Origin of the sequence: Clostridium sp. AN503 (genome assembly GCF_040719375.1) — a bacterium.
Taxonomy (GTDB): Bacteria; Bacillota; Clostridia; order Lachnospirales; family Lachnospiraceae; genus Brotaphodocola.
Genome location: NZ_JBFDTP010000002.1, coordinates 1331795 through 1352309, shown reverse-complemented (window position 1 = coordinate 1352309; position 20515 = coordinate 1331795). Strand labels below are relative to the sequence as shown.

Genomic DNA, 20515 nt, shown 5'->3' with positions numbered 1-20515 from the left:
ACCTGTTAAAACGCCGGGAACACCGTCATGGTATAAAAAATATACACAACGGGAAGGATCAGCGTGATCAGGGAACCACTTTTTATAATCGTCTTCAGATCATATCCTCCGTCGCTCATACACATGGCAACAGCCGGGGTTGCCATGGGAGTCAGGAAAGCGGTCAGGCTTCCCGCATTGACCAGAAGGATCAGTCCAATGGGATTGGCGCCCAGCGCCTGGCATGTGAGCAGGCAGATCGGGACAAATACAGCCGACACCGCACGGTTCAGCATAAACTGTGTAATGCAGAACGGAATAAGGAAGAACAACGCGCCTAACACATAGTTGTTATGTGTTCCACCCACTGCGACTGCAAGCCAGTTGCCGATGGCATCACCTGCTCCCGTAGCTGTCAGACCGTTTCCAAGTGCAAGGGCTCCCGCAAACAACATCAGCATATCCCACGGAATATCCCGGAGAGCCGCTTTCTGGTCCACGGTTCCCACCAAGACCATCAGCAGGCTTCCCACCAGAGCGATCAGCCAGGTAGCCAGGTGAAGCTGGGCCGAAAAGATCAGTGCAAAAATCGTCACGAAAAAGATCAGGATTCCTGCCTTATCCGCAAAAGGAGAAAGCTTCTGCTGCCCAGTCTGTCCCTTGTCCGCTTTTGTGGTGATCGGAAGCACCGGTTCCTCCGGACAGAATTTCGGTCCTAAAAACAGCGCCCAGAGAATGGATACAAACAGGACCGGCCATGCCCCGATCAGGAAATTCACCGGCTGGAACACCATATCAAAACCGTAAGTCTCTAAAAATCCGCTGAACTGCCCTGCCATCTGGATCGCAGTCGGAAGCGGAAGTATCCCACAGCAGGATACACAGACGACCATCATGGGAAACATCATTTTGGACCGGCTGGTTCCCGTATTATCGCAGAGAGCCGCCAAAAGCGGGGACACGATCGCATAAACGACCATGGGGCTTGCAATAAAATTCGTCAGGATGGCTGCCAGGATCAAATATCCAAGATAAGCCATGCGGAACGAGCCGCGGGTCATCTTCATAAGTCCTTTGCACATGGTATCCACCATGGAAGTCCGGCGGAATCCGGCAGCCACAACAAACATGGTACCCATCAAGATCGTATTCGTGTTGGAGAAGCCGGACAACGCCCCGGCAGAATCTATGCATCCGGTAACATACAGGGCTGCCAGCGACAACAGGGATGTAACCCACATGGGTATCCTGTTTAAAATGTAGCTGAGTAAGGTTACTGCAAAAATCACAATACAGATAATTAATTGTTCATTCATACGTCCACTCCCTCTTTCCTTCTTTTGCTTTTTTGCGTTTCTACTACCGGCCGGCGGGCCCATGCACGACCGTTCTTTTATAAACTACCAGAACATTTCCATCCTGTCGTTGGGAGTATTTGCAATAAAAAAAGAGAGATTCCTGCTCTCTCGTTTAAATCTCATTAAAAAGCGCAGTTCCGGATACAATTTTATCCAAACATTATCCCTGTATGTATTCTCTTTTAAACAGTTTTTATTTTTGCGATTATAACAAAAACAGTGTGTTGGAATTATCAGTTTTAACCAAAATTCAAACGCTTGACAAACCATATTTTATGCGATAGTATGGGAACAAAAGAGGATGGGCAAATATCGTCTCAAACTTTTTGAACAGGGAAAATATTTGGATTTTTTATTTTGGAGGGATATATGGAACAGGATTATTATGATCTGCAGTGGCCCAGGGACAATATCTACTTATCGTGCTACGCCCATGAGATATTGAATTACCGCTATCACTGGCACCAGACGGAGTTTGAGCTTGATATCCTTCTGAGCGGGGAGCAGGAATTCTGCCGCGGCACGGAAAAGTTTATCATGTGCGAGGATGACGTGGTCCTGACGGGGCCGGGCACCGGACACGCCTCACTGGCACAGAAAGAACATACAAGCGCCCTGGTGCTGCGTTTTTCACAGGCAGTCTTTAAACCGTTTCTGAAAAAAGGATACCGGTTTGTCTTTCCCCAATGCCTGTCCACCAATGACACAAGAAATAAGCCAGAATATCAGTTCCTGCGCTTTTATGCCGCACAGATCCTGGACGCGGCGGCATCAGGCGGTCCCTATGCATCGCTGACCGCCAAGGCCAGCCTGGAACTTCTGGTATCAACCCTGTGCCGCATGTTTGATCCGCAGATGGTACCGATCCGGCAGGATCAGGGGGAACAGCATCAGGAGATCATACACCGGCTGATCCTCTATATGGAGGAGCATTACCGGGAGAAGATCACCCTGGAGGACCTTGCCGCCTATTTTCAATACAACCGGACCTACATCTCCACCCTGTTTAAACACACCACCGGAATTAATTTCTATGAGTACCTGATCCGGATCCGTTTCCAGGAGGCCGTCATGGAATTGGCTGTCACCGACAAGACCCTGACCGAGATAGCAATCGGGAACGGATTTCCCGATCTGAAGACATTTAATAAGCGCTTCCGCGACATCTTTGGTTATTCGCCCGCCCAGTACCGCACCCGCATAAAAACAGCGAATATGGTGTCCAGGGGAAAGCATCGGAATCTGATCTCCGCAACGCATCCTGTCGTCTGTGAAAAGCTTCATGAGTATCTGCGGCTGCCGGACGCGACCACAAATACCCCGTAAAAAAAGAGGCTTTCCCATCATGGGCAAAGCCTCTCGTCAATTTGATCATGTGATCATGGTTCTCTTATGGCTATAATACGCTCAGATCTTATTCATCCCAGTTGTGATAGACCGCCTGTACGTCATCGTCGTCATCCAGCAGATCAAGAAGCTTGTTCATCCGCTTGATATCCTCCTCGTCGGTCAGCTCCACCCAGGTCTGCGGGATCATGGTCACTTCCGCCTGCATCATCGGGATCTTCTCCGCCTCAAGCGCTTCGCGCACCTTGCTGAAATCATCCGGATCAGTGATAACCTCATAGCTGTCATCTTCCTCGGCGAAATCCTCAGCCCCGGCATCCAGCGCCAGCATCATCAGCTCATCCGGATCCATATCGCACTCTTCCTTGTCGATAACGATCTGTCCCTTCTTGTCAAACATGAAGGACACGCTGCCCTGTGCCCCTACGTTGCCGTTGCCCTTGGTAAATGCGCTTCTCACATTAGCCGCGGTACGGTTCTTGTTGTCGGTCAGGGTATCTACGATGATCGCCACGCCGTTCGGGCCGTAACCCTCGTAGGTCAGTACCTCGTAGTTAACTGCATTGGCATCTCCAGCGGCCTTTTTGATGCCGCGGTCAATGGTGTCATTTGGCATGTTGTTGGCCTTTGCCTTGGCGATCACATCACGCAGACGGCTGTTGTTAGCCGGGTCCGCACCGCCCTCTTTTACAGCCACAGCGATCTCACGGCCGATCACGGTAAAAATCTTGCCTTTTGCAGCATCATTTCTCTCTTTTTTGTGTTTGATATTGGCAAACTTTGAATGTCCTGACATAACTCACAGCTCCTTATCCTTCTCTTTTCGTCCTTGTTCAAAAAACATCTTTTCTATTCTAGCATTATTTTTACAGAATATCAAGTATTTCTGCTGCATTTAGGGTTCCCTCATGTAAGATCCTCCGTATCCAGACCGCCTCGTCAGCCATTAAAAGCTGTCGCTCAGCCCTGCAGTTCTGCGTTTAAGTTCCTGAGCCATTTCTTCTGGCGGTAGCGGATATAGCCGATGATTGCTTTGTATATCTCTTCGATCATCACCATCCCATATACCACATAGATAGCCTGTTTTAAATACAGACCGCCGATAAACGCCATGGGTATCCCGATAAACCACACTCCGCTGGTGTCGATAAACAGGCAGACCCTGGTGTCACCGCCGCTTCTGAGTACGCCCACCACATTGACATAGTTGAACATCTTCGCCGGCATATAGAGGATAAATACCATCAGGCACAGGTTCACGTCCCTGGCTACTTCCGGGGTGATCCGGTACATGCCGATGATATTTCCCCGGATCCCATAGCAGATAGCCATGGCAGCCAGCGTTACTAAAAACTGGAGAATAAAGAAATTCTTTGCGTATTTCTCCGCCCGCTTTAAATGCCCGCCGCCCATCTCGTGACCCAGTATGACAGCTGTCGCTGCACTCAGGCCCTGGAACAGGACCACAACAATGTCCTGGATGGTGGTTGCTATGGTAATAGCCGCTACCGCGTTATCTCCCATCCGTCCATAGGCAAGAGAATACATGGTCGTCCCAAGCCCCCACATGAATTCGTTGGCGATCACCGGACTGCAGGTGGAGACAAACTGTCTGATAAATGCCTGGCTGTAGCCAAACAGATCCCTCACATGGCAGGCGATCGGAGAACGGGTATAGTAAGTCACACCAATGATCGCCGTACATTCCACCACCCTGGCTAACAGCGTCGCTACCGCCGCACCCACGGCTCCCATGGCCGGAGCGCCGAAATGCCCGAAGATCAGGATATAGTTGAAGGTGATATTGATCAAAATGGTCATGCAGCTTATGATCACAGGCGCCTTCACCTGTCCCACCGCACGCAGCATTGCCACATAGGTATTGGTGACCGCCGTAAACGGATAGGACAGGGCTGCTACCGCCAGGTATGCCGCTCCTACTGCGATCGCACCTTCACTTGTAGTAAAGATCCTCATTACCGCTTTCGGCTGCAGCTCTGACGGAACAACAAAACAAAGCGCCCCAAAAACGGAGATCATAAGTGCAAGCCCCAGTACCTTGCGGATGTTCTTCACATCCCGGTTGCCCCAGTACTGTGCCGCCAGCACGCCGGAGCCGCTGACCACACCGAATACCAGCAGGGAAAACACAAAGAATACCTTGTTTGCCAGTCCCACCGCCGCGATCGCCGTCTCACCCAAGGTCCCGATCATCATGGTATCCACCAGGTTGACGATGGTGTTTAACATCCCCTGCATCGCCACGGGGAATGCGATCGTGAGCGCCTTCTGCAGAAATGTCTTATCCCGCAGCATGTCTTTTGTATCCTGTATCATCTGTCTCATATTTTATCCTATCTGTCTGAATGTTATATATCTGCTTGTTCTTTGTTTTACCGCAAAAGAAACGCCTTTATCTGTCAGGAAAAGGCGTTTCCTCTGTCCGGGCCAAATGCAGCCCTGTTTATAAAGCTTACTCTCAGTCTTTCTTGTCCCGGTCTCTCTTGTCCCTGCCCTCGAAAACGCCTTCCCCGGATTCCACCTCCGCGCTCTGCTCCGCCTCCGGCTGCTTCGTCACTCTGACAGAATGGATCATCTTGTTCTCCACCTTGATAACAGAGAAAAGATAACCCAAATACCGAACCTCCGGCTGCTCGTCCTCATCCGGGATACGGTCCAGCTTGGAGATCAAAAGTCCGTTGATGGTATCATAGTTATCCAGATCCTCCTCAGGAAATTCAATCTTAAGCTCATCCTGGGCGTCCTCAAGAGGCGTCATTCCGCTCATGATCAGGGCATCTCCCTCCCCATGCACGATGAACTCCTCGTCCACATCGTACTCGTCCAGGATATTCCCCACGATCTCTTCTAAGATATCCTCCATGGTGACCAGGCCCGCGGTCTGGCCGTACTCATCTATGACAATCTCCATATGGATCTTCTGGGACTGCATCTCTTTGAACAGAGAGTTGATATTGCGTGTCTCCGGGATAAAGTGTGCCGGTCGCAGAACACCTGGAACATTGGCAAGGGCCATCCGGGACTCCTGTGAATTCTCCGCGTGGATCAGCACATCCCGCATATGTACAGTGCCAATGATATCGTCCAGATCCTTGCCGTATACCGGAAAACGGGAATTCTTCCCTTCCTTCAAAACGAACCGGGCCGCCTCTTTTAAAGTTACAGATCCATCCAGCGCTATAATATTCTTCCGGTGGGTCATGATATCGCTGGCTTCCTTGTCATCAAACTCAAAAATGTTGGTGATCATCTCCGCCTCGCTGGACTCTAAAACCCCCTGCTCATGTCCCTCATTGACCATCGTCATGATATCTTCTTCTGTTACGTTTTCCTCTTTGGATTTTTTATATCTCCAGAAGAGATAGACGACAATCAAAACGACTGCCGCTATACCCAGGATCATTCCCAGGCCCGAATAGCCATCGTCCATATCTGCTTTTCATACTCCTTTTATCATTCCGCCGTGCCCTGTGCCGGGTAAAACGGGGCTGTAATGTACGGCCGCCTCATCGCGCCGCCTGCTGCCTACGTGGACATTTTACTAAATATCTGGTATTTCGTCAATGACGAAATACCAGTCTCAAACGAACTATGTAGTCAGTTCCAGGCTCACCATCAATGCTCGATTCACCTTTTCCTGCAGTTCGTCGTCAATATGGCAGATCCGTTCTTTCAGCCTTTGCTTGTCAATTGTCCTGAGCTGTTCCAAAAGGATCACCGAATCTTTTATCATATCACATTTTCGCGTGTCCAGTTCCACATGGGTCGGCAGCTTCGCCTTGTTCATCTTGGATGTAATCGCCGCACAGATCACTGTGGGGCTGTGTTTATTGCCAACGTCATTCTGGATGATGAGCACGGGACGGACTCCGCCCTGCTCTGAGCCCACCACCGGACGCAGGTCTGCATAATAAATATCTCCTCGTCTGATTATCACAGTTTCACACTCCGTCAATTTTCTTCAAGGGTATTATTACCTCTTTTTGACCGGCGTATACCTCTCCATGATTAATTTATGCCTCAGACGGAAGTCCTGTTAATAGAAAAATGCTCCAAACGTCAGTCCAGACCAAAGCCTGGATACGGATCGTCAAAATAATCCTTTGTTCCAACCACCTCTCCATGCCGGATATAAACACGCGGCACCCGTTTTCCAATATCGCATACCAGTTCATAGTGGAACCGCCCGCATAGATCCGAAAGCTCCTCCACCCGGATCTGGTCTTTCCCATCTGTTCCGATCAGAGTCACCTCTGTATCCACATCCACATCCGGGATGTCCGTCACATCCACCATGAACTGGTCCATGCAGACGCGGCCCAGGATCGCCGCACGTTTCCCATGGATCAGCACATGCCCTTTTCCGGAAAGATTCCGGGGATACCCATCGCCGTAGCCCACAGGAATAGTCGCAACCCGCATGGATCGCTCCGCCACAAAGGTGCCTCCATAGCTCACTGCCTGCCCCGGCTCTAAAGTCTTTACATAAGTCACAAAACTCTTTAGCCCCATCGCGGGCTTTAGAGGCACTCTGTTTTTATCCACCTCATCAGACGGATACAGGCCGTATATGGAGATGCCCGCCCGCACCAGATCCAGATTCGCCGAAGGCAGGTCGATGATCCCGGCGCTGTTGGAGCAGTGCTTTACCGGGATGTCCACTCCCCGCTCCTTTAAAAGCTCCACAAAATGCAGATAGCGCGAGAGCTGGGCCTGTGCCTCTTTTTTGTCGGTCTCATCCGCCCTGGCAAAGTGGGTAAACAATCCCTCCGCCCGGATGCCGGGAAGTCCTGCGATCCCTGCTGCCAGGTCCGCTCCCTGCTCATCCGGGGTCATGCCGATGCGGCTCATACCGGTATCCAGGGCCAGATGGATATTGGCCGTTCTTCCAGCCCGCACCGCCAGATCTGACAGGGGCTTTGCCTGTTCCATGGTAAAGACCGCAGGGCGGATGTCATGCTCCAGCAGCTCCTCATATCGGCTTACGTGTGTCACACCCAGGATCAGGACCGGTTTTACAACTCCATGGCGGCGCAGGTTCAGCGCCTCGTCGATGGTCGCCACCGCATATCCCGCTACATATGGGTCAACAGCCTGCGCTACAGGCACGGCCCCATGCCCGTAACCATCCGTTTTCACCACGCCGATCATCCCCGTATCCGGTGAGATATTCTTTTTCATGGACTCCATATTATAAACGACTGCATCCAGGTCTATGGGTGCATAGACTCTTGTATAGGTCTTCATGTCATTCTCCCTTTTCATGTATCCTTCCTAACAGTGTAAGCAGTCCGCGATATTGTGTGCAAGCAGGCCGTTCTCACCGTATTCTGCTGCTGCGGCTTCTCCTGCAAGCCCGTGGAGATAAACGCCGAAGGCCGCTGCCTCCGCACACTCCATCCCTCTCGCCAACAGCCCGGCGACCGTGCCTGAAAGTACATCCCCGGAACCAGCCTTCGCCATGGCGCTGCAGCCGCTGGGATTTAAATACACATTGCCGTCCTTATCGGCGGTCACCGTGGCCGCATCCTTCATCACACAGACCACACCGTACCTGCCGCTGTACTCCCTTGCCGCCCGCACCGGGTCCGCCTTCAGCTCCTCCACCGGACAGGCGCACAGCCGCGCCATCTCTCCCATGTGAGGGGTGATAATGATATTTTCCGTAAAATACCGGGTCAGATAAGGATGGGCCGCAACTGTATTCAGTCCGTCCGCATCCAGCACGATCGGCACATAGGCGTGGGAAAGCACAGCCTCCACCAGGTATTCCACATAAGCTTCCTGGCCCAGGCCCGGCCCCAGGACAATGGCATCCGCCCAGTCGCACTGGCTTTCCAGGACCGTCCGGAAGCTCTCCCCATCTTCTGCATCGCTGTAAGGTGTGATCGCTTCCGGATCGCAGGTCTCTACGATCGCCTCGGGAAGCTGGGCCTGGAGGACTGCCCGGTTCTCCGGGACCGTCAGGATCTTCACCAGCCCTGCTCCCGCCCGGTAGGCGGCAAGCGCGCTTAAATAAGCGGCACCGCTCATGCCCACAGAACCTGCTATGACAAGCAGCTTTCCGAACGTTCCCTTATTGCCGTCTGCCTGGCGCGCCGGAATCCGGCTCCGGTCCGACGGCTCCAGTATCATCCCGTCCCAGCCTGCGCAGGTTAAGCTCACCTGGGAAAATCCGATATCGGCCACCTCTGCCGCCCCCGCATAGCTCCTGCCGGGATACAGCATCAGGCCTGTCTTTAAATATCCAAAAGTCACGGTAATATCTGCCGGCAGTGCAGCGCCCATAACGGCACCGGTATCTGCATGGATGCCGGATGGGATATCTACTGCCACCACCTTTGCTTCCCCCGACCTGCGTTTTTCAGCAAGCATCTTAAGAAGCTCTCGGTATTCACCCTCGATCTCCCTGCCCAATCCGATCCCGAACAAAGCGTCCACGATCACGTCACAGCTTCCCGGGACAAAATCACTGTACTCCACCATCGGAACATCCAGGTTTTCCGCAATCTGCTGCTGGACCCTGTGCTCGTGTGAGGCATGCTCTAAGCTGCCTGCTAAAAGAACCGTCACATCGTATCCTCTGCATTTAAGAATACGCGCTGCCGCAATACCGTCAGCGCCGTTGTTGCCGGTTCCGCAGACAGACAGAACGCGGGCAGAGGACGGGGAAAGGATACGCTCTGCTGCATCGGCCACCGCCAGCGCTGCGCGCTCCATCAGAACCAGGGACGGGATTTTGATCCGGTCTATGGTATCCTTGTCAATCTGCTTCATCTGGCTGCCGGTTACTGCGTATTTCATGATCTCGAAACCTCCTTTGAAGTGGAAGCGGGGATATTTTCCGCCCTATAAAAATATTCATAAAAATTTTCCTTTGTGAACAAACTCACACGGAGAATTTTTATGAATATTTTTGCATGCCCAATATATCAGGATCTTGTACTGTCTTTTTCCTGCCTGGCAGGTTTCATCTCTGTCTGCTCCTTCTCTTCATCGATCCGGTCCTGCATGCTGCACACGCGGTAAGACAGGCGCATCAGGCTCTCTGACAGGTGTACGTTCTCCACCACCACATCGTCCGGTACCGTTAAGTCCACATGGGCGAAATTCCAGATCGCTTTGATGCCTGCGTCAACCAGACGGTCGGCAATCTCGGGAGCTTTGGTCTTGGGGATCGTCAGCGCCGCCATCTGCACATCGTTGTCCCTTATAAACTGCTCCAGATCATCCACACCACGGATCTCTATGCCGCGCACCACCAGGCCGATCAGTCTGGGATTGATATCAAACATTCCCTTGATGATAAATCCCCGCTTCTCAAAATTGGCATAATTGGCGATAGCCTGGCCCAGGTTCCCGGCCCCGATGATGATCAGGTTGTGCTGCCGGTCGATCCCCAGTATCTTCCCGATCTCCGTATAAAGATATTTGACATTATAGCCATATCCCTGCTGGCCAAAGCCGCCGAAATTATTTAAATCCTGCCGGATCTGCGATGCCGTCACTCTCATCCTGACGCTCAGCTCGTTGGACGAGATCCGCTCCACCCCCGATTCCAGCAATTCCCCCAGATAACGGTAATATCTCGGAAGCCGTGTTATGACCGCCTTAGATATCTCTCTACCTTCCATGATATTCACCTCTCATTCAATCAACTTCCTTTTATTATACCTTTTCGTCAATTTTATGTCAAATATGTTTTCATACATTTCCGGCAGGTTTGTAAATTTATACAAGGAAAGGAGCTTAAGTTTCCGCTGCAAAATGCAAAAACTCAAGGGAAAAGAAATGTTGAAAAAAAGTGCAGGCTATATTATACTAGCTTGAGATATAATAGTTGTACTTAAACATACTGCAGGAAACGGAGTGATATCCTATGATATTATCGTGCAATCACATAAACAAGGCATTCGGCACAGACCAGATCCTGTCCGATGTGTCCTTCCATATAGAAGACCAGGAAAAGGCCGCCATCGTCGGTATCAACGGCGCCGGCAAATCTACCCTGCTGAAGATCATCGTCGGCGAACTTGCTGCTGACCAGGGCGAAGTGGTCCTGTCCAAAGGAAAAACCCTGGGTTATCTGGCACAGCACCAGGATCTTGACAGCTCCCGCAGCATCTACGAGGAGCTTAAGGAAGTAAAACGCCCCATCATCGAGATGGAGCAGCAGATCCGCAGCCTGGAACTGAAGATGAAGGATGCGCAGGGAGAAGAGCTGGAACAGATGCTTTCCGCCTACAGCCGCTTAAACCACACCTTCGAGCTGGAAAACGGCTACGCCTGGCAGAGTGAGATCACCGGCGTTTTAAAGGGTCTGGGCTTTTGCGAGGACGAATTTGACAAAAAGGTCACTACTCTGTCGGGAGGCCAGAAGACCCGCGTATCCTTAGGCCGGCTCCTGCTCTCCCGCCCGGATGTGATCCTTCTCGACGAGCCGACCAACCATCTGGATATGGAATCCATCGCATGGCTTGAGACCTATCTCTTAAACTACAACGGGGCTGTCGTGATCGTCGCCCATGACCGGTATTTCTTAAACCGCGTGGTCACAAAGATCGTGGAGCTGGAACAGGGCCGCAGCGCCGTCTACCAGGGCAACTACACCGCCTACAGCGAGAAAAAAGCCATGGTCCGCGCCGCCCAGATGAAAGCCTATTTAAACCAGCAGCAGGAGATCAGGCATCAGGAGGAAGTGATCACCAAGCTCAAATCCTTCAACCGGGAAAAGTCCATTAAACGCGCGGAGAGCCGGGAAAAGATGCTTGCCAAGATCGAGGTCCTTGAAAAGCCCGTGGAAGTCAATGATGAGATGCATATCGCTTTGGAGCCCAATATCACCAGCGGCAACGACGTGCTGACCATCCGGGATTTAAGCAAGGCCTTTGGCAGCCAGAAGCTGTTTGACCACATCGATATGGATGTGAAACGAGGCGAGCGGGTTGCCATCATCGGCAACAATGGTACCGGGAAGACCACCATTTTAAAGCTGATCAACGGGATGCTGCCCGCCGATACCGGGACCATCACCCTCGGTTCCAAGGTCCATGTCGGTTACTACGACCAGGAGCACCATGTGCTCCACATGGAAAAGACTGTGTTTGAGGAGGTCCAGGACGCCTACCCTAACCTGACCAACACCCAGGTGCGCAATATCCTTGCCGCATTTTTATTTACGGGCGACGATGTGTTTAAGCGAATCTCCGATTTAAGCGGCGGGGAGCGGGGACGTGTTTCCCTCGCAAAGCTGATGCTCTCGGAGGCGAACTTCTTGATCCTGGACGAGCCGACCAACCATTTAGATATTACCTCCAAGGAGATCTTGGAGGATGCGCTGCAGAATTATACCGGCACAGTTCTGTACGTGTCCCATGACCGGTATTTCATCAATCAGACTGCCACCCGGATCCTGGAGCTGACTGGTCGGACGCTGCTTAATTATATCGGGAATTACGACTATTACTTAGAGAAAAAAGAACTGATGACAAGCCTCTACGTGACCCCGGCTGCTGATTCCGGCGACTCTGTTATGGCTTCCGGAGTTTCTTCCTCCAGCAATGGAGAAGCCGTATCTGAAGTCAAGCAGGACTGGAAAGCCCAGAAGGAGGAGCAGGCGCGCATCCGCAAACGCCAGAACGATCTAAAGAAAACAGAGGACGAGATCCACCGCCTTGAAACCCGCGATGCAGAGATTGACGGGCTTTTAACCCTGGAGGAGATCTACACGGATGTGGATAAGCTTTTAGAACTTAACAATGAAAAAGAGTCCATCCAGACAAAGCTGGAAGAACTCTATGAACAGTGGGAGGAGCTGGCGGAATAACTGCCGGCTCTTCTTTTCTATGACTCTTTTGATCTATTCTGCCGCTTCTGTACTTTCCTCCGGCCTTTTCACACCAGGCCCGTAGCCTTCTTCCGCCGCGATCCTGGCCGCCCGCTCCGCAGCCTCCTTCCGCTCCGCTTCCCGTTTTGCTTTCAGCCTGGCCCTGGTCTCCTCGTCGTCCTTCATGTGCAGGATCTCCTCAAGCACCTCGCAGGCTCTGGGAGCATTGCGCAGCATATCCTCCTTCGTCTCCCCATCCAGATACGCCGCAAACAGCTTTCCGAAGTAGAACTGGCTGTCATTGGAATAGTAATCCGGTATCTCCAGCAGGCTGTGCAGCGCATTGTAATCATTCCACAGTTCCTGCATCCGCACATCCCCCTCCTGATAGCAGCCCGCGGCATATCCCACGTACTCGCCGAACGCCTGCAGGATAGAATCTGCGTCCGTAAACTTCGCCTTTTTGTAATGGGTGTCCACGCTGTGATAAACGTAATAGACCCCCATATCTGTACTGGGCGCCGCAAAATATTTCTTTTTCTTGTAAAACATGAACTGCCAGCCGTCCTTTACAAACTGGGCAATCCAGGACCTGGGCACCTCGTAGAGATAATCCGTGATCAGGTCCTTATCCTCTGATGTGGGATTTTCCGAACCGATCACACGGATGTCATGCGATTCATCCGGCTGTCCATCCGCATCGTAGTATTTCAGTCCGATATACTGGTTCCACGTCATATGCCCGTTTGCATAAAAATGGTACGTCACCCCGTCGATGCCCCGGCTCCCGCCATCTGCCATCCAGCCGGACGGGTCAAACCAGTACCATTCGCCCTCATATTTGAGCCAGCCCGTATGCGGAGTCTGATCCTCGTCATAATAATACCAATGGTGGTCCCTGTCGCTGTAATGCCAGTTGGCTCCCCCGCTGCCCGGCGCCGACATGGCAAATGCCTGTCCTGCCCCCGGTATCACCGGCAATGCCGGCACTGCCATCACCGCTGCCAGGACAAGCGGAAATATCCTGTATTTTTTCACGGGCACTCAATCCTTCCTGCCTGCATATCTCTATATGTATGTCCCTGTCTTCTCTGTCCCTGCCTGTATCAACAGGCCTTTATATGGAAAAACAGCCCTCCGCCAAAGCGGAGAGCCCTCATAATCATGTTGTGAGCAAGACGGTAAGCCGGGTTATGTCGTTGGATGGTCATCTATCTAGGCCAGATGTCGCCACCTGGCTCAAGCAACCTACCCGAAAGCAGACGGGCCGCCTTATGCTTTCTGTTCGGTTTTGCTTCGGATGGGGTTTACATGTGCCCCGCCTGTTACCAGACGGGCGGTAGTCTCTTACACTGCCCTTCCACCCTTACCGGCCTGAGACCGGCGGTATATTTCTGTTGCACTGTCCCTGGAGTCGCCTCCGCCAGACGTTATCTGGCACCCTGCCCTGTGAAGCCCGGACTTTCCTCTCCCGCCGCCTTTCGGCCATGCGGCAGCGACCATCTGTCTTACTCAAGCTTTTTTATTTTACCATTGTTTTTGGGGGGTGTCAATGTTTACGTTTTTGGATAGGGAAGGGCTGGGCTGGAGGAATGCTTACGGAGGGCGCTCTCGCTCGGTGAAGCGCATAACGGTACGTAAGGCGCTTGAAATACAGCGCCTAAGTACCGATGGGCTTCAACGCCTCCGTAAGCATTCCTCCAGCCCAGCCCTTCCTCGCCAACGTGTTCTCTGCCGCTGCAAAAAAATGGTAGTGGCGGCGGTATTGGCGCTGGCTTGACGGTACTGACGTTGACATTATTTTAGACTTTGAAACAGCTTCCGCCGATGAACTCACGTAAAACGGAGTTTTTGGGGATGTCCTCGCTGCTGACGCCCAGGAAATAATCCATGAATTTCAGCAGGCGTTTGGCCTCTATATACTCGGCGCTGTCACGGGGGACGCCAAAGAGGATTGGTTCGGCGTACTGTTTAAGCACTGCCAGCTCATAGACCAGTGCAGAGTTGAACATGACGTCGGCTTCTTCCTGGTAGGGGAAGATGTTTTCCTCCTCGCCTCTGCGCACGGACGGCCACATACGGATCGTGTCCTGGGCGGAGGCGCCGCGGGTCCTGGAATCGCGGACCAGACGGCGGATCAGGCGGCCGTCGGTGGTGGGAATGCGGTTGTGCTCGTCGATGTTTAACTGAGTCAGCGCACTGATATAGATCTTGAACTTGCTCTCCTTGGGAAGGCTGTAGGACAGCCTTTCATTCAGGCAGTGGATGCCTTCGATGACCAGGATATCTTCACGACCCAGGGTCAGGAAATCCCCACGGTATTCCCGTTCTCCGGTGACAAAATTGTAGGTGGGCATTTCAACCGTCTTTCCTGCAAGCAGATCCGTCATGTTTTCATTGAACAGCTTTACGTCCAGGCATTCCAGTACCTCATAGTTGTAGTTGCCGTGCTCGTCTCTCGGACTGTCCACACGGTTCACAAAGTAATTGTCCACCGCGATCGGATGGGGCACCAGCCCCTTGGCCCTAAGCTGGATGGACAGCCGGTGGGAAAAGGTGGTCTTCCCGGAGGACGACGGACCGGCGATCATCACGATCTTTTTCTCGGTCATGGATGCGATCATCTCCGCGATATCGCCCATCTTCTTTTCCATCAGGGCTTCCTGGATCAGGATCAGCTCGTTCATCCTGCCGTGGCTGATCTGGTCATTGAGGGCGCCTACGTTGGGGATCTGGAGCGTCCGCCCCCAGCTCTCCGCCTCCTTAAGCACCGTATAAAGCTTTTCCCTGGGCTGAAACTCCGGTACATGGGACGGATCCGCTTCCTTGGGAAGCATCAGCATCATGCCGTCATGATACAGGAGCAGATCGTAGTATTTGATATAGCCGGTATTCTGCACCATGTAGCCGTAATAGTAGTCCTCAAAGCCGCCGATGCTGTAGATGTTCACCCTGGAGACCCGACGGTATTTGAACAGCCGCTCCTTGTCGTACATCCGGTGCTTGTGGAACAGCTCCACCGCCTCGTCCGTGTTCACATTGCGCTTCATGATCGGAATGCAGGCTTCCACGTAGGAGTTCATCTGCGCCTTGATCCGGTCCACCAGATCCTGGTTCAGCGTAAACTCGCCCACCGGCTCCACAAACAGACCGTTCCCAATGGAGAAATCCACGGAGACCTTGGTCAGATTCTCCGCTCCGATCACCTCATAAAACGCTTTCAGCATCACCAGGATCGCACTGCGCTTGTAGGTCTGCATCCCCGGTTTGTCCTTAGCCGTGAGGAAATGCACCTGCGTCCCCTCTTTCACCTTCTTGTGCAGCTCCTGAAGCTTGCCGTTCACCGTTGCAAGCAGGATGTCATAGGGAAACTTCTCCTGGAACTCTGACGCCACATCCTTTAAGAGCGTCCCCTCCTCGTATTCCCTGACTTCCCCTTCTACTGTCAAACGAATCATAAATTCCTCCTGTTCTCAGAATTTGAACCTTCCTGCCTATCAGCAGATGACCTTCGCCGGAAATGCCGGAAGCGCCGTCACAATCTCAACCCCGCCCGGCAGCATCTGTTTTAAATAGTCCGCCATAAACGGTATAAAGATATGCTCCAGCCCGTAGTGCCCCGCATCGATCACCGCCATATGGTTTGCAGCCGCATCAATGCCGTCGTGATGTCCGATATCCCCGGTCACAAGCACCTGGGCCTTCTTCTCTATCCCATACCGGATCATGCTGCCGCCCGCGCCGGGAGAGACTGCCACGCGGCTGACCGGGCCGGTCACCTGTTCTGTGCCGTACACCGTCACAAATGGAAGACCGAACAGCTCCTTCACCCTCCGTCCCAAAGCTTCCACGCTCACAGGCTCCTTTAGGCTGCCGATCTTCCCCACTCCGATGGCTGCGCCGTCTGCCTCTCCGGTCACCTCCAGCGGCTCCTCCGGTATCAGGCCCAGCTTTTCAGCCGCCAGATCTGCCATACAGCCCGGCGCGATATCGAAATTCGTGTGCATCGCAAAATAACAGATATCCGCCTGTATTAATTCTACGATGCGCCGGCTGATAAAATTCTGGTCATTTACCTGTTTTAACGGTTTAAAGATCAACGGATGATGGGTAAGGAGCATATCCGCGCCTTCCCGGATGGCCTGTTCCACCACCTCGTCCGTGGCGTCCAGCGCCACCAGGATCTTTTTAATCTCTTTTTCTTCCCTTCCGGCAAGAAAACCGGGATTGTCCCACTCGCAGGCATACGCCCGCGGTGCCAGCTCATCCAGCCGTCCTATCAGTTCCCTGCATTGCATGGCAAGCCTCCTCAATCTCATGTAATTCTTTCTCAAGCTCCAGATAACGGGCCTTTGCGCCCTCCCCGGACTGCCCGGCAAGCTGCGCCAGAATGGCCTGGTACTGCGTCTTCTCCCGATCTAAAAACTCGGAAAGCACGGCGGAACCCTGCCGGATCAGACAGTCCCCGTACCGGTAGCGGTATTCTTCTTCATAGTGCATGGTCCCCGGCTTCACAGCCATCACCGTGTAATATTTGCCGTCCTCCTCAACCATGGTCTCTTCCATAATGGCAAGGCCCAGCTCCTCCAGCCCATGTCGGAACAGGGATAACTCAGACTGGGGAGATAAGATAAAACAGCCGACCGTATCCCGGACATGTTCTCCGTCACGCAGGATACGCAGCATCAGCTCTCCCCCCATGCCGGCTATGACAACCACGTCCGCCTCGCCCGGCTCCAGCCCTAAAAGCCCGTCGGAGAGCCGCGTCTCAATCCGGTCTCCCAGCCCAAACTGGCTGATATGCTCCTCCGCGCGCTTTAACGGCCCTCTGCGCACATCCATGGCGATCGCCCGCTCCGCCTTTAAAAGCTCCAGCAGACGGATCGGCACAAACCCGTGGTCTGTCCCCACATCTGCCACGCAGCCGCATGACGGCACCATGGCAGCGATCGTTTCCAGTCGTCTCGATAACTTCATTCGTATGCTAAACTCCTTACCTTAATCCCTATAATCTAACTGCTCTGCTATGGCCTGCGCCTTAGTCCAGATAATCCTTCAGCTTTCTGCTCCGGCTGGGATGGCGCAGCTTCCGCAGCGCCTTCGCCTCGATCTGCCGGATGCGCTCCCTGGTCACGTGGAATTCTTTTCCGACCTCCTCCAGTGTCCGCGGCCTGCCGTCATCCAGCCCAAACCGCAGCTTCAACACCTTCTGCTCCCTCTCGGTCAGCGTCTCCAGCGTCTCCATCAGCTGTTCATGCAGAAGAGTAAAGGTGGCCTGGTCCGCAGGCACAGCCACATTGTCGTCCTGGATGAAATCTCCCAGATGGCTGTCCTCCTCCTCGCCGATCGGCGTCTCAAGAGACACCGGGTCCTGGGAGATCTTGCGGATCTCACGCACCCGTTCCGGTGGAATGTCCATGCGCGCCGCGATCTCCTCGGTGGTAGGCTCCCGCCCCAGCTCCTGCACAAGCTGCCTGGAGGTCCGGATCAGCCGGTTGATAGTCTCCACCATATGGACCGGGATACGGATCGTCCGCGCCTGGTCAGCGATCGCCCGGGTGATTGCCTGCCGTATCCACCAGGTTGCGTAAGTGGAAAACTTATAGCCCTTGCGGTAATCAAACTTCTCCACCGCCTTGATAAGACCCAAGTTGCCCTCCTGGATCAGGTCTAAGAACTGCATTCCTCTGCCCACATAGCGCTTGGCAATGCTGACCACCAGACGGAGATTTGCCTCCGCCAGCCGCTTCTTGGCCTCCCCATCCCCCAGCTCCATCTTCTTTGCCAGCTCGATCTCATCCTCGGTAGACAAAAGCGGGATCTTGCCGATCTCCTTTAAATACATGCGGACCGGATCTTCCACACCGACGCCCTCAGGCACCGACAGATCGATCTTCTCCACATCGATCTCTTCCTCCTCGTCCAGCTCTTCCTCGATGAACAGATCCGGATCGATCTCATCGTCCTCGCCGACGCGCAGTACATCCACGTTATTGTTGTCCAGGTAATCATAGATCCGGTCCAGTTTGTCCGGGTCTAAGATCTCCCCGCGGAAAAAGTCAAGAATCTCCCGGTTTTCCAGGACATTCTTTTTCTTCTTCGCTTCCTCCAGCAGCAATACCAGTTTCTCATCAAACGTCTGAGTGCGTTCTTCCATCTCTATCCGCCCTTTCCCCGTGCCATTCACTAATCGATAGTAATCTGGATCGTCTTTAACGCTGCCTGCTCTCTGATAATCCGCTGCAGCTCCCCAATATCTGTCGCATTCCTGCTCGCCTCATCGAGGCTGTTTTTTCTCACCCGGTATATGGTCTCTGAAAACGCCTTCTGCTGCTCCTCGTTGTTCAAAGACTCTTTTAGGTTGGCATTAAATAGAGCCGCCACCTCTTTGTATTGTTCGTCATCATTGATAAAATGATTCAGGATTCCCGCCGGATTTACGCTGCCCTGCCGGTAGCCTTCAAATACCATCTCTGCCACCTTGTGATACAGCGGTTCCCTAAAATCGTCCGGTCCCACGATCCCTTCAATCTTCTCAAACAGTTCCGGCCGTTCGATCAGCCAGGTCAAAAGAAGCCTCTGGGAACGGCGGATACCGTCGTCCTTCTCTTTTTTCTTTTTCATTTCCCGCGGTTCCCCGTGCTCCTCGGACCGCTGCTTTACTGGTACCGGGCCAAGCTGGTTGCCCAGCCGGTTGACCAGCCGCCTCAAGTCCTCATAAGGGATGAACTGAGCCTGCGCTACCGCATGGATATAGTTGTCCCGCTCCAGCGCCTCCGTAAATTCCAGAAGCTTTCTGGCCGTCGCATTGTAAAACTTCGTCTTCTGCTCCGGGTCCTCAAGCTGGTATTCCCGCTTCAGCACATCGATCTCAAACAGAAAACTGTTCTGCGCCTGGGCGATCCGCTCCCTAAATGCATCCGCCCCCAGATTCTTCATAAACTCGTCCGGATCCTTGTAAGGCTTTAAGTTCAGCACCTTTGTGGAGATCCCCACCTCTTTTAAGATCGGGATCGCGCGCAGCGCCGCTTTCACCCCCGCCCCGTCGCTGTCATAGGTCAGCACGACGGTGTCCGTGTACCGTTTTAAAAGAGTCGCATGCTGGGTCGTAAAGGCGGTTCCAAGGGACGCCACCGCATTGGTGAAGCCCGCCTGGTGCATGGCGATCACATCCATATAGCCTTCACAGGCCAGCATATATTTCTCCCGGCTGGTCCGGGCATAATTGAGTCCGTATAAGTTCCGGCTCTTGTCAAAGATCATGGTCTCCGGGGAGTTTAAGTACTTGGGCGTCCCGTCCCCCATGACCCTGCCGCCAAACCCGATCACCCGGTTGTTCACATCCAGGATCGGGAACATGACACGGTTCCAGAACTTGTCGTAGGTCCCGCGCTCCTCCATGGTCACAAGGCCGGAATCCTTCAGGATATCGTCCCCGTAGCCCCTGGACCGCAGATACTGGTATAAGTCATTGCTTGTCTTATTGGCAAAACCAAGGCCGAACCTGCGCACCGTGTCATCCGTCAGCCCCCGGTTCTTAAAATAGTCGTATCCGGTCTTTCCCTGGGGTTTATGGAGCTGATAATAAAAATAGTTCGCCGCCAGCTTGTTGATCTCTAAAAGCGTCGAACGTTTATCCGCTTTTGCCCGCTCCTCTTTGGAATACTCCACCTCCGGCAGCTTGACCCCCGCCCGGTCCGCCAGCACCTTCAGCGCCTCCGGGAAAGTATAGTTCTCATATTCCATCACAAAGGTGATGACATTGCCTCCCGCCCCGCAGCCGAAGCAGTAATACATCTGCTTCTGCGGGGACACGGAAAAGGACGGTGATTTCTCATTGTGAAACGGACACAGCCCAAAATAATTGCTGCCCTTTTTCTGCAGCTTCACATACCCCGAGATCACATCCACGATGTCATTTCTTGTTCGCACTTCTTCTACGACTTCTTCCGGATAATACATGAAGTTCCCCTTTCTGTCATCC

Annotated in this window: 16 protein-coding genes and 1 other RNA gene; 2 read left to right on the top strand and 15 right to left on the bottom strand. The window is 53.0% G+C overall.

What is annotated here, in order from left to right:
* Positions 1–5: 5 nt before the first annotated feature.
* Positions 6–1295, bottom strand: a complete 1290-nt coding sequence (locus tag AB1I67_RS13500; RefSeq protein WP_367030383.1) for an SLC13 family permease — start codon at positions 1293–1295, stop codon at positions 6–8.
* Between the two features lie 411 nt (positions 1296–1706).
* On the opposite strand from AB1I67_RS13500, the gene AB1I67_RS13495 reads away from it, so the two are divergent.
* Positions 1707–2663, top strand: a complete 957-nt coding sequence (locus AB1I67_RS13495) for an AraC family transcriptional regulator (protein ID WP_367030382.1) — start codon at positions 1707–1709, stop codon at positions 2661–2663.
* A gap of 88 nt (positions 2664–2751) precedes the next feature.
* Here the strand turns inward: AB1I67_RS13495 and AB1I67_RS13490 are convergent, their stop codons facing one another.
* From AB1I67_RS13490 to AB1I67_RS13460, 7 genes are all read right to left on the bottom strand, one after another.
* Positions 2752–3480: a YebC/PmpR family DNA-binding transcriptional regulator gene (locus tag AB1I67_RS13490; protein WP_367030381.1), complete on the bottom strand. Its 729-nt coding sequence runs from the start codon at positions 3478–3480 to the stop codon at positions 2752–2754.
* Between the two features lie 164 nt (positions 3481–3644).
* Positions 3645–5030, bottom strand: coding sequence for an MATE family efflux transporter (locus AB1I67_RS13485; protein ID WP_367030380.1), 1386 nt, complete (start codon positions 5028–5030; stop codon positions 3645–3647).
* 133 nt (positions 5031–5163) lie between these two features.
* Positions 5164–6135 carry a hemolysin family protein gene (locus tag AB1I67_RS13480; protein ID WP_367030379.1) on the bottom strand — a complete coding sequence of 324 codons (972 nt, stop codon included), beginning with the start codon at positions 6133–6135 and terminating at the stop codon, positions 5164–5166.
* A gap of 159 nt (positions 6136–6294) precedes the next feature.
* Positions 6295–6642 (bottom strand): type II toxin-antitoxin system PemK/MazF family toxin, encoded by a 348-nt coding sequence (locus AB1I67_RS13475; protein WP_367030378.1) that lies wholly within the window; start codon positions 6640–6642, stop codon positions 6295–6297.
* A 122-nt stretch (positions 6643–6764) separates the two neighbouring features.
* On the bottom strand, positions 6765–7970 hold the full coding sequence (alr, locus tag AB1I67_RS13470; protein WP_367030377.1) for an alanine racemase: 1206 nt from the start codon (positions 7968–7970) through the stop codon (positions 6765–6767).
* Between the two features lie 9 nt (positions 7971–7979).
* Complete coding sequence (locus AB1I67_RS13465) at positions 7980–9509, bottom strand: NAD(P)H-hydrate dehydratase (protein WP_367030376.1); 1530 nt, start codon at positions 9507–9509, stop codon at positions 7980–7982.
* A 128-nt stretch (positions 9510–9637) separates the two neighbouring features.
* Entirely contained in the window at positions 9638–10339 is a 702-nt protein-coding gene (locus AB1I67_RS13460) for a redox-sensing transcriptional repressor Rex (protein WP_367030375.1), read from the bottom strand.
* Between the two features lie 245 nt (positions 10340–10584).
* Between AB1I67_RS13460 and abc-f the strand changes: the two genes are divergently transcribed.
* Complete coding sequence (abc-f, locus tag AB1I67_RS13455) at positions 10585–12531, top strand: ribosomal protection-like ABC-F family protein (protein WP_367030374.1); 1947 nt, start codon at positions 10585–10587, stop codon at positions 12529–12531.
* A gap of 33 nt (positions 12532–12564) precedes the next feature.
* On the opposite strand, the gene AB1I67_RS13450 is transcribed toward abc-f, so the two are convergent.
* From AB1I67_RS13450 to dnaG, 7 genes are all read right to left on the bottom strand, one after another.
* Positions 12565–13569, bottom strand: a complete 1005-nt coding sequence (locus AB1I67_RS13450; RefSeq protein ID WP_367030373.1) for a hypothetical protein — start codon at positions 13567–13569, stop codon at positions 12565–12567.
* A gap of 128 nt (positions 13570–13697) precedes the next feature.
* An RNA gene (gene rnpB / locus AB1I67_RS13445) (RNase P RNA component class A) lies at positions 13698–14046 on the bottom strand.
* Positions 14047–14333: 287 nt separating this feature from the next.
* Positions 14334–15989 (bottom strand): nucleoside kinase, encoded by a 1656-nt coding sequence (locus AB1I67_RS13440; protein ID WP_367030372.1) that lies wholly within the window; start codon positions 15987–15989, stop codon positions 14334–14336.
* Positions 15990–16028: 39 nt separating this feature from the next.
* A complete protein-coding gene (locus tag AB1I67_RS13435; RefSeq protein ID WP_367030371.1) occupies positions 16029–16829 on the bottom strand; it encodes a Nif3-like dinuclear metal center hexameric protein in 801 nt (266 codons plus the stop codon).
* Complete coding sequence (locus AB1I67_RS13430) at positions 16795–17508, bottom strand: class I SAM-dependent methyltransferase (protein ID WP_367030370.1); 714 nt, start codon at positions 17506–17508, stop codon at positions 16795–16797. The genes AB1I67_RS13435 and AB1I67_RS13430 overlap by 35 nt, the downstream gene beginning before the upstream one ends.
* 61 nt (positions 17509–17569) lie before the next feature.
* Entirely contained in the window at positions 17570–18688 is a 1119-nt protein-coding gene (gene rpoD, locus AB1I67_RS13425) for an RNA polymerase sigma factor RpoD (RefSeq protein ID WP_367030369.1), read from the bottom strand.
* Positions 18689–18717: 29 nt separating this feature from the next.
* Positions 18718–20493 carry a DNA primase gene (gene dnaG / locus AB1I67_RS13420; RefSeq protein ID WP_367030368.1) on the bottom strand — a complete coding sequence of 592 codons (1776 nt, stop codon included), beginning with the start codon at positions 20491–20493 and terminating at the stop codon, positions 18718–18720.
* Positions 20494–20515: the final 22 nt, after the last annotated feature.

What these genes read in the sequence shown, in the direction of transcription:
- AB1I67_RS13440 (WP_367030372.1), bottom strand. Translation starts at nt 15,989, where the DNA reads ATGATTCGTTTGACAGTAGAAGGGGAAGTCAGGGAATACGAGGAGGGG.
- AB1I67_RS13495 (WP_367030382.1), top strand. Translation starts at nt 1,707, where the DNA reads ATGGAACAGGATTATTATGATCTGCAGTGGCCCAGGGACAATATCTAC.
- alr (WP_367030377.1), bottom strand. Translation starts at nt 7,970, where the DNA reads ATGAAAAGGGAGAATGACATGAAGACCTATACAAGAGTCTATGCACCC.
- AB1I67_RS13490 (WP_367030381.1), bottom strand. Translation starts at nt 3,480, where the DNA reads ATGTCAGGACATTCAAAGTTTGCCAATATCAAACACAAAAAAGAGAGA.
- AB1I67_RS13460 (WP_367030375.1), bottom strand. Translation starts at nt 10,339, where the DNA reads ATGGAAGGTAGAGAGATATCTAAGGCGGTCATAACACGGCTTCCGAGA.
- rpoD (WP_367030369.1), bottom strand. Translation starts at nt 18,688, where the DNA reads ATGGAAGAACGCACTCAGACGTTTGATGAGAAACTGGTATTGCTGCTG.
- AB1I67_RS13435 (WP_367030371.1), bottom strand. Translation starts at nt 16,829, where the DNA reads ATGCAATGCAGGGAACTGATAGGACGGCTGGATGAGCTGGCACCGCGG.
- AB1I67_RS13465 (WP_367030376.1), bottom strand. Translation starts at nt 9,509, where the DNA reads ATGAAATACGCAGTAACCGGCAGCCAGATGAAGCAGATTGACAAGGAT.
- AB1I67_RS13485 (WP_367030380.1), bottom strand. Translation starts at nt 5,030, where the DNA reads ATGAGACAGATGATACAGGATACAAAAGACATGCTGCGGGATAAGACA.
- AB1I67_RS13430 (WP_367030370.1), bottom strand. Translation starts at nt 17,508, where the DNA reads ATGAAGTTATCGAGACGACTGGAAACGATCGCTGCCATGGTGCCGTCA.
- AB1I67_RS13500 (WP_367030383.1), bottom strand. Translation starts at nt 1,295, where the DNA reads ATGAATGAACAATTAATTATCTGTATTGTGATTTTTGCAGTAACCTTA.
- dnaG (WP_367030368.1), bottom strand. Translation starts at nt 20,493, where the DNA reads ATGTATTATCCGGAAGAAGTCGTAGAAGAAGTGCGAACAAGAAATGAC.
- abc-f (WP_367030374.1), top strand. Translation starts at nt 10,585, where the DNA reads ATGATATTATCGTGCAATCACATAAACAAGGCATTCGGCACAGACCAG.
- AB1I67_RS13480 (WP_367030379.1), bottom strand. Translation starts at nt 6,135, where the DNA reads ATGGACGATGGCTATTCGGGCCTGGGAATGATCCTGGGTATAGCGGCA.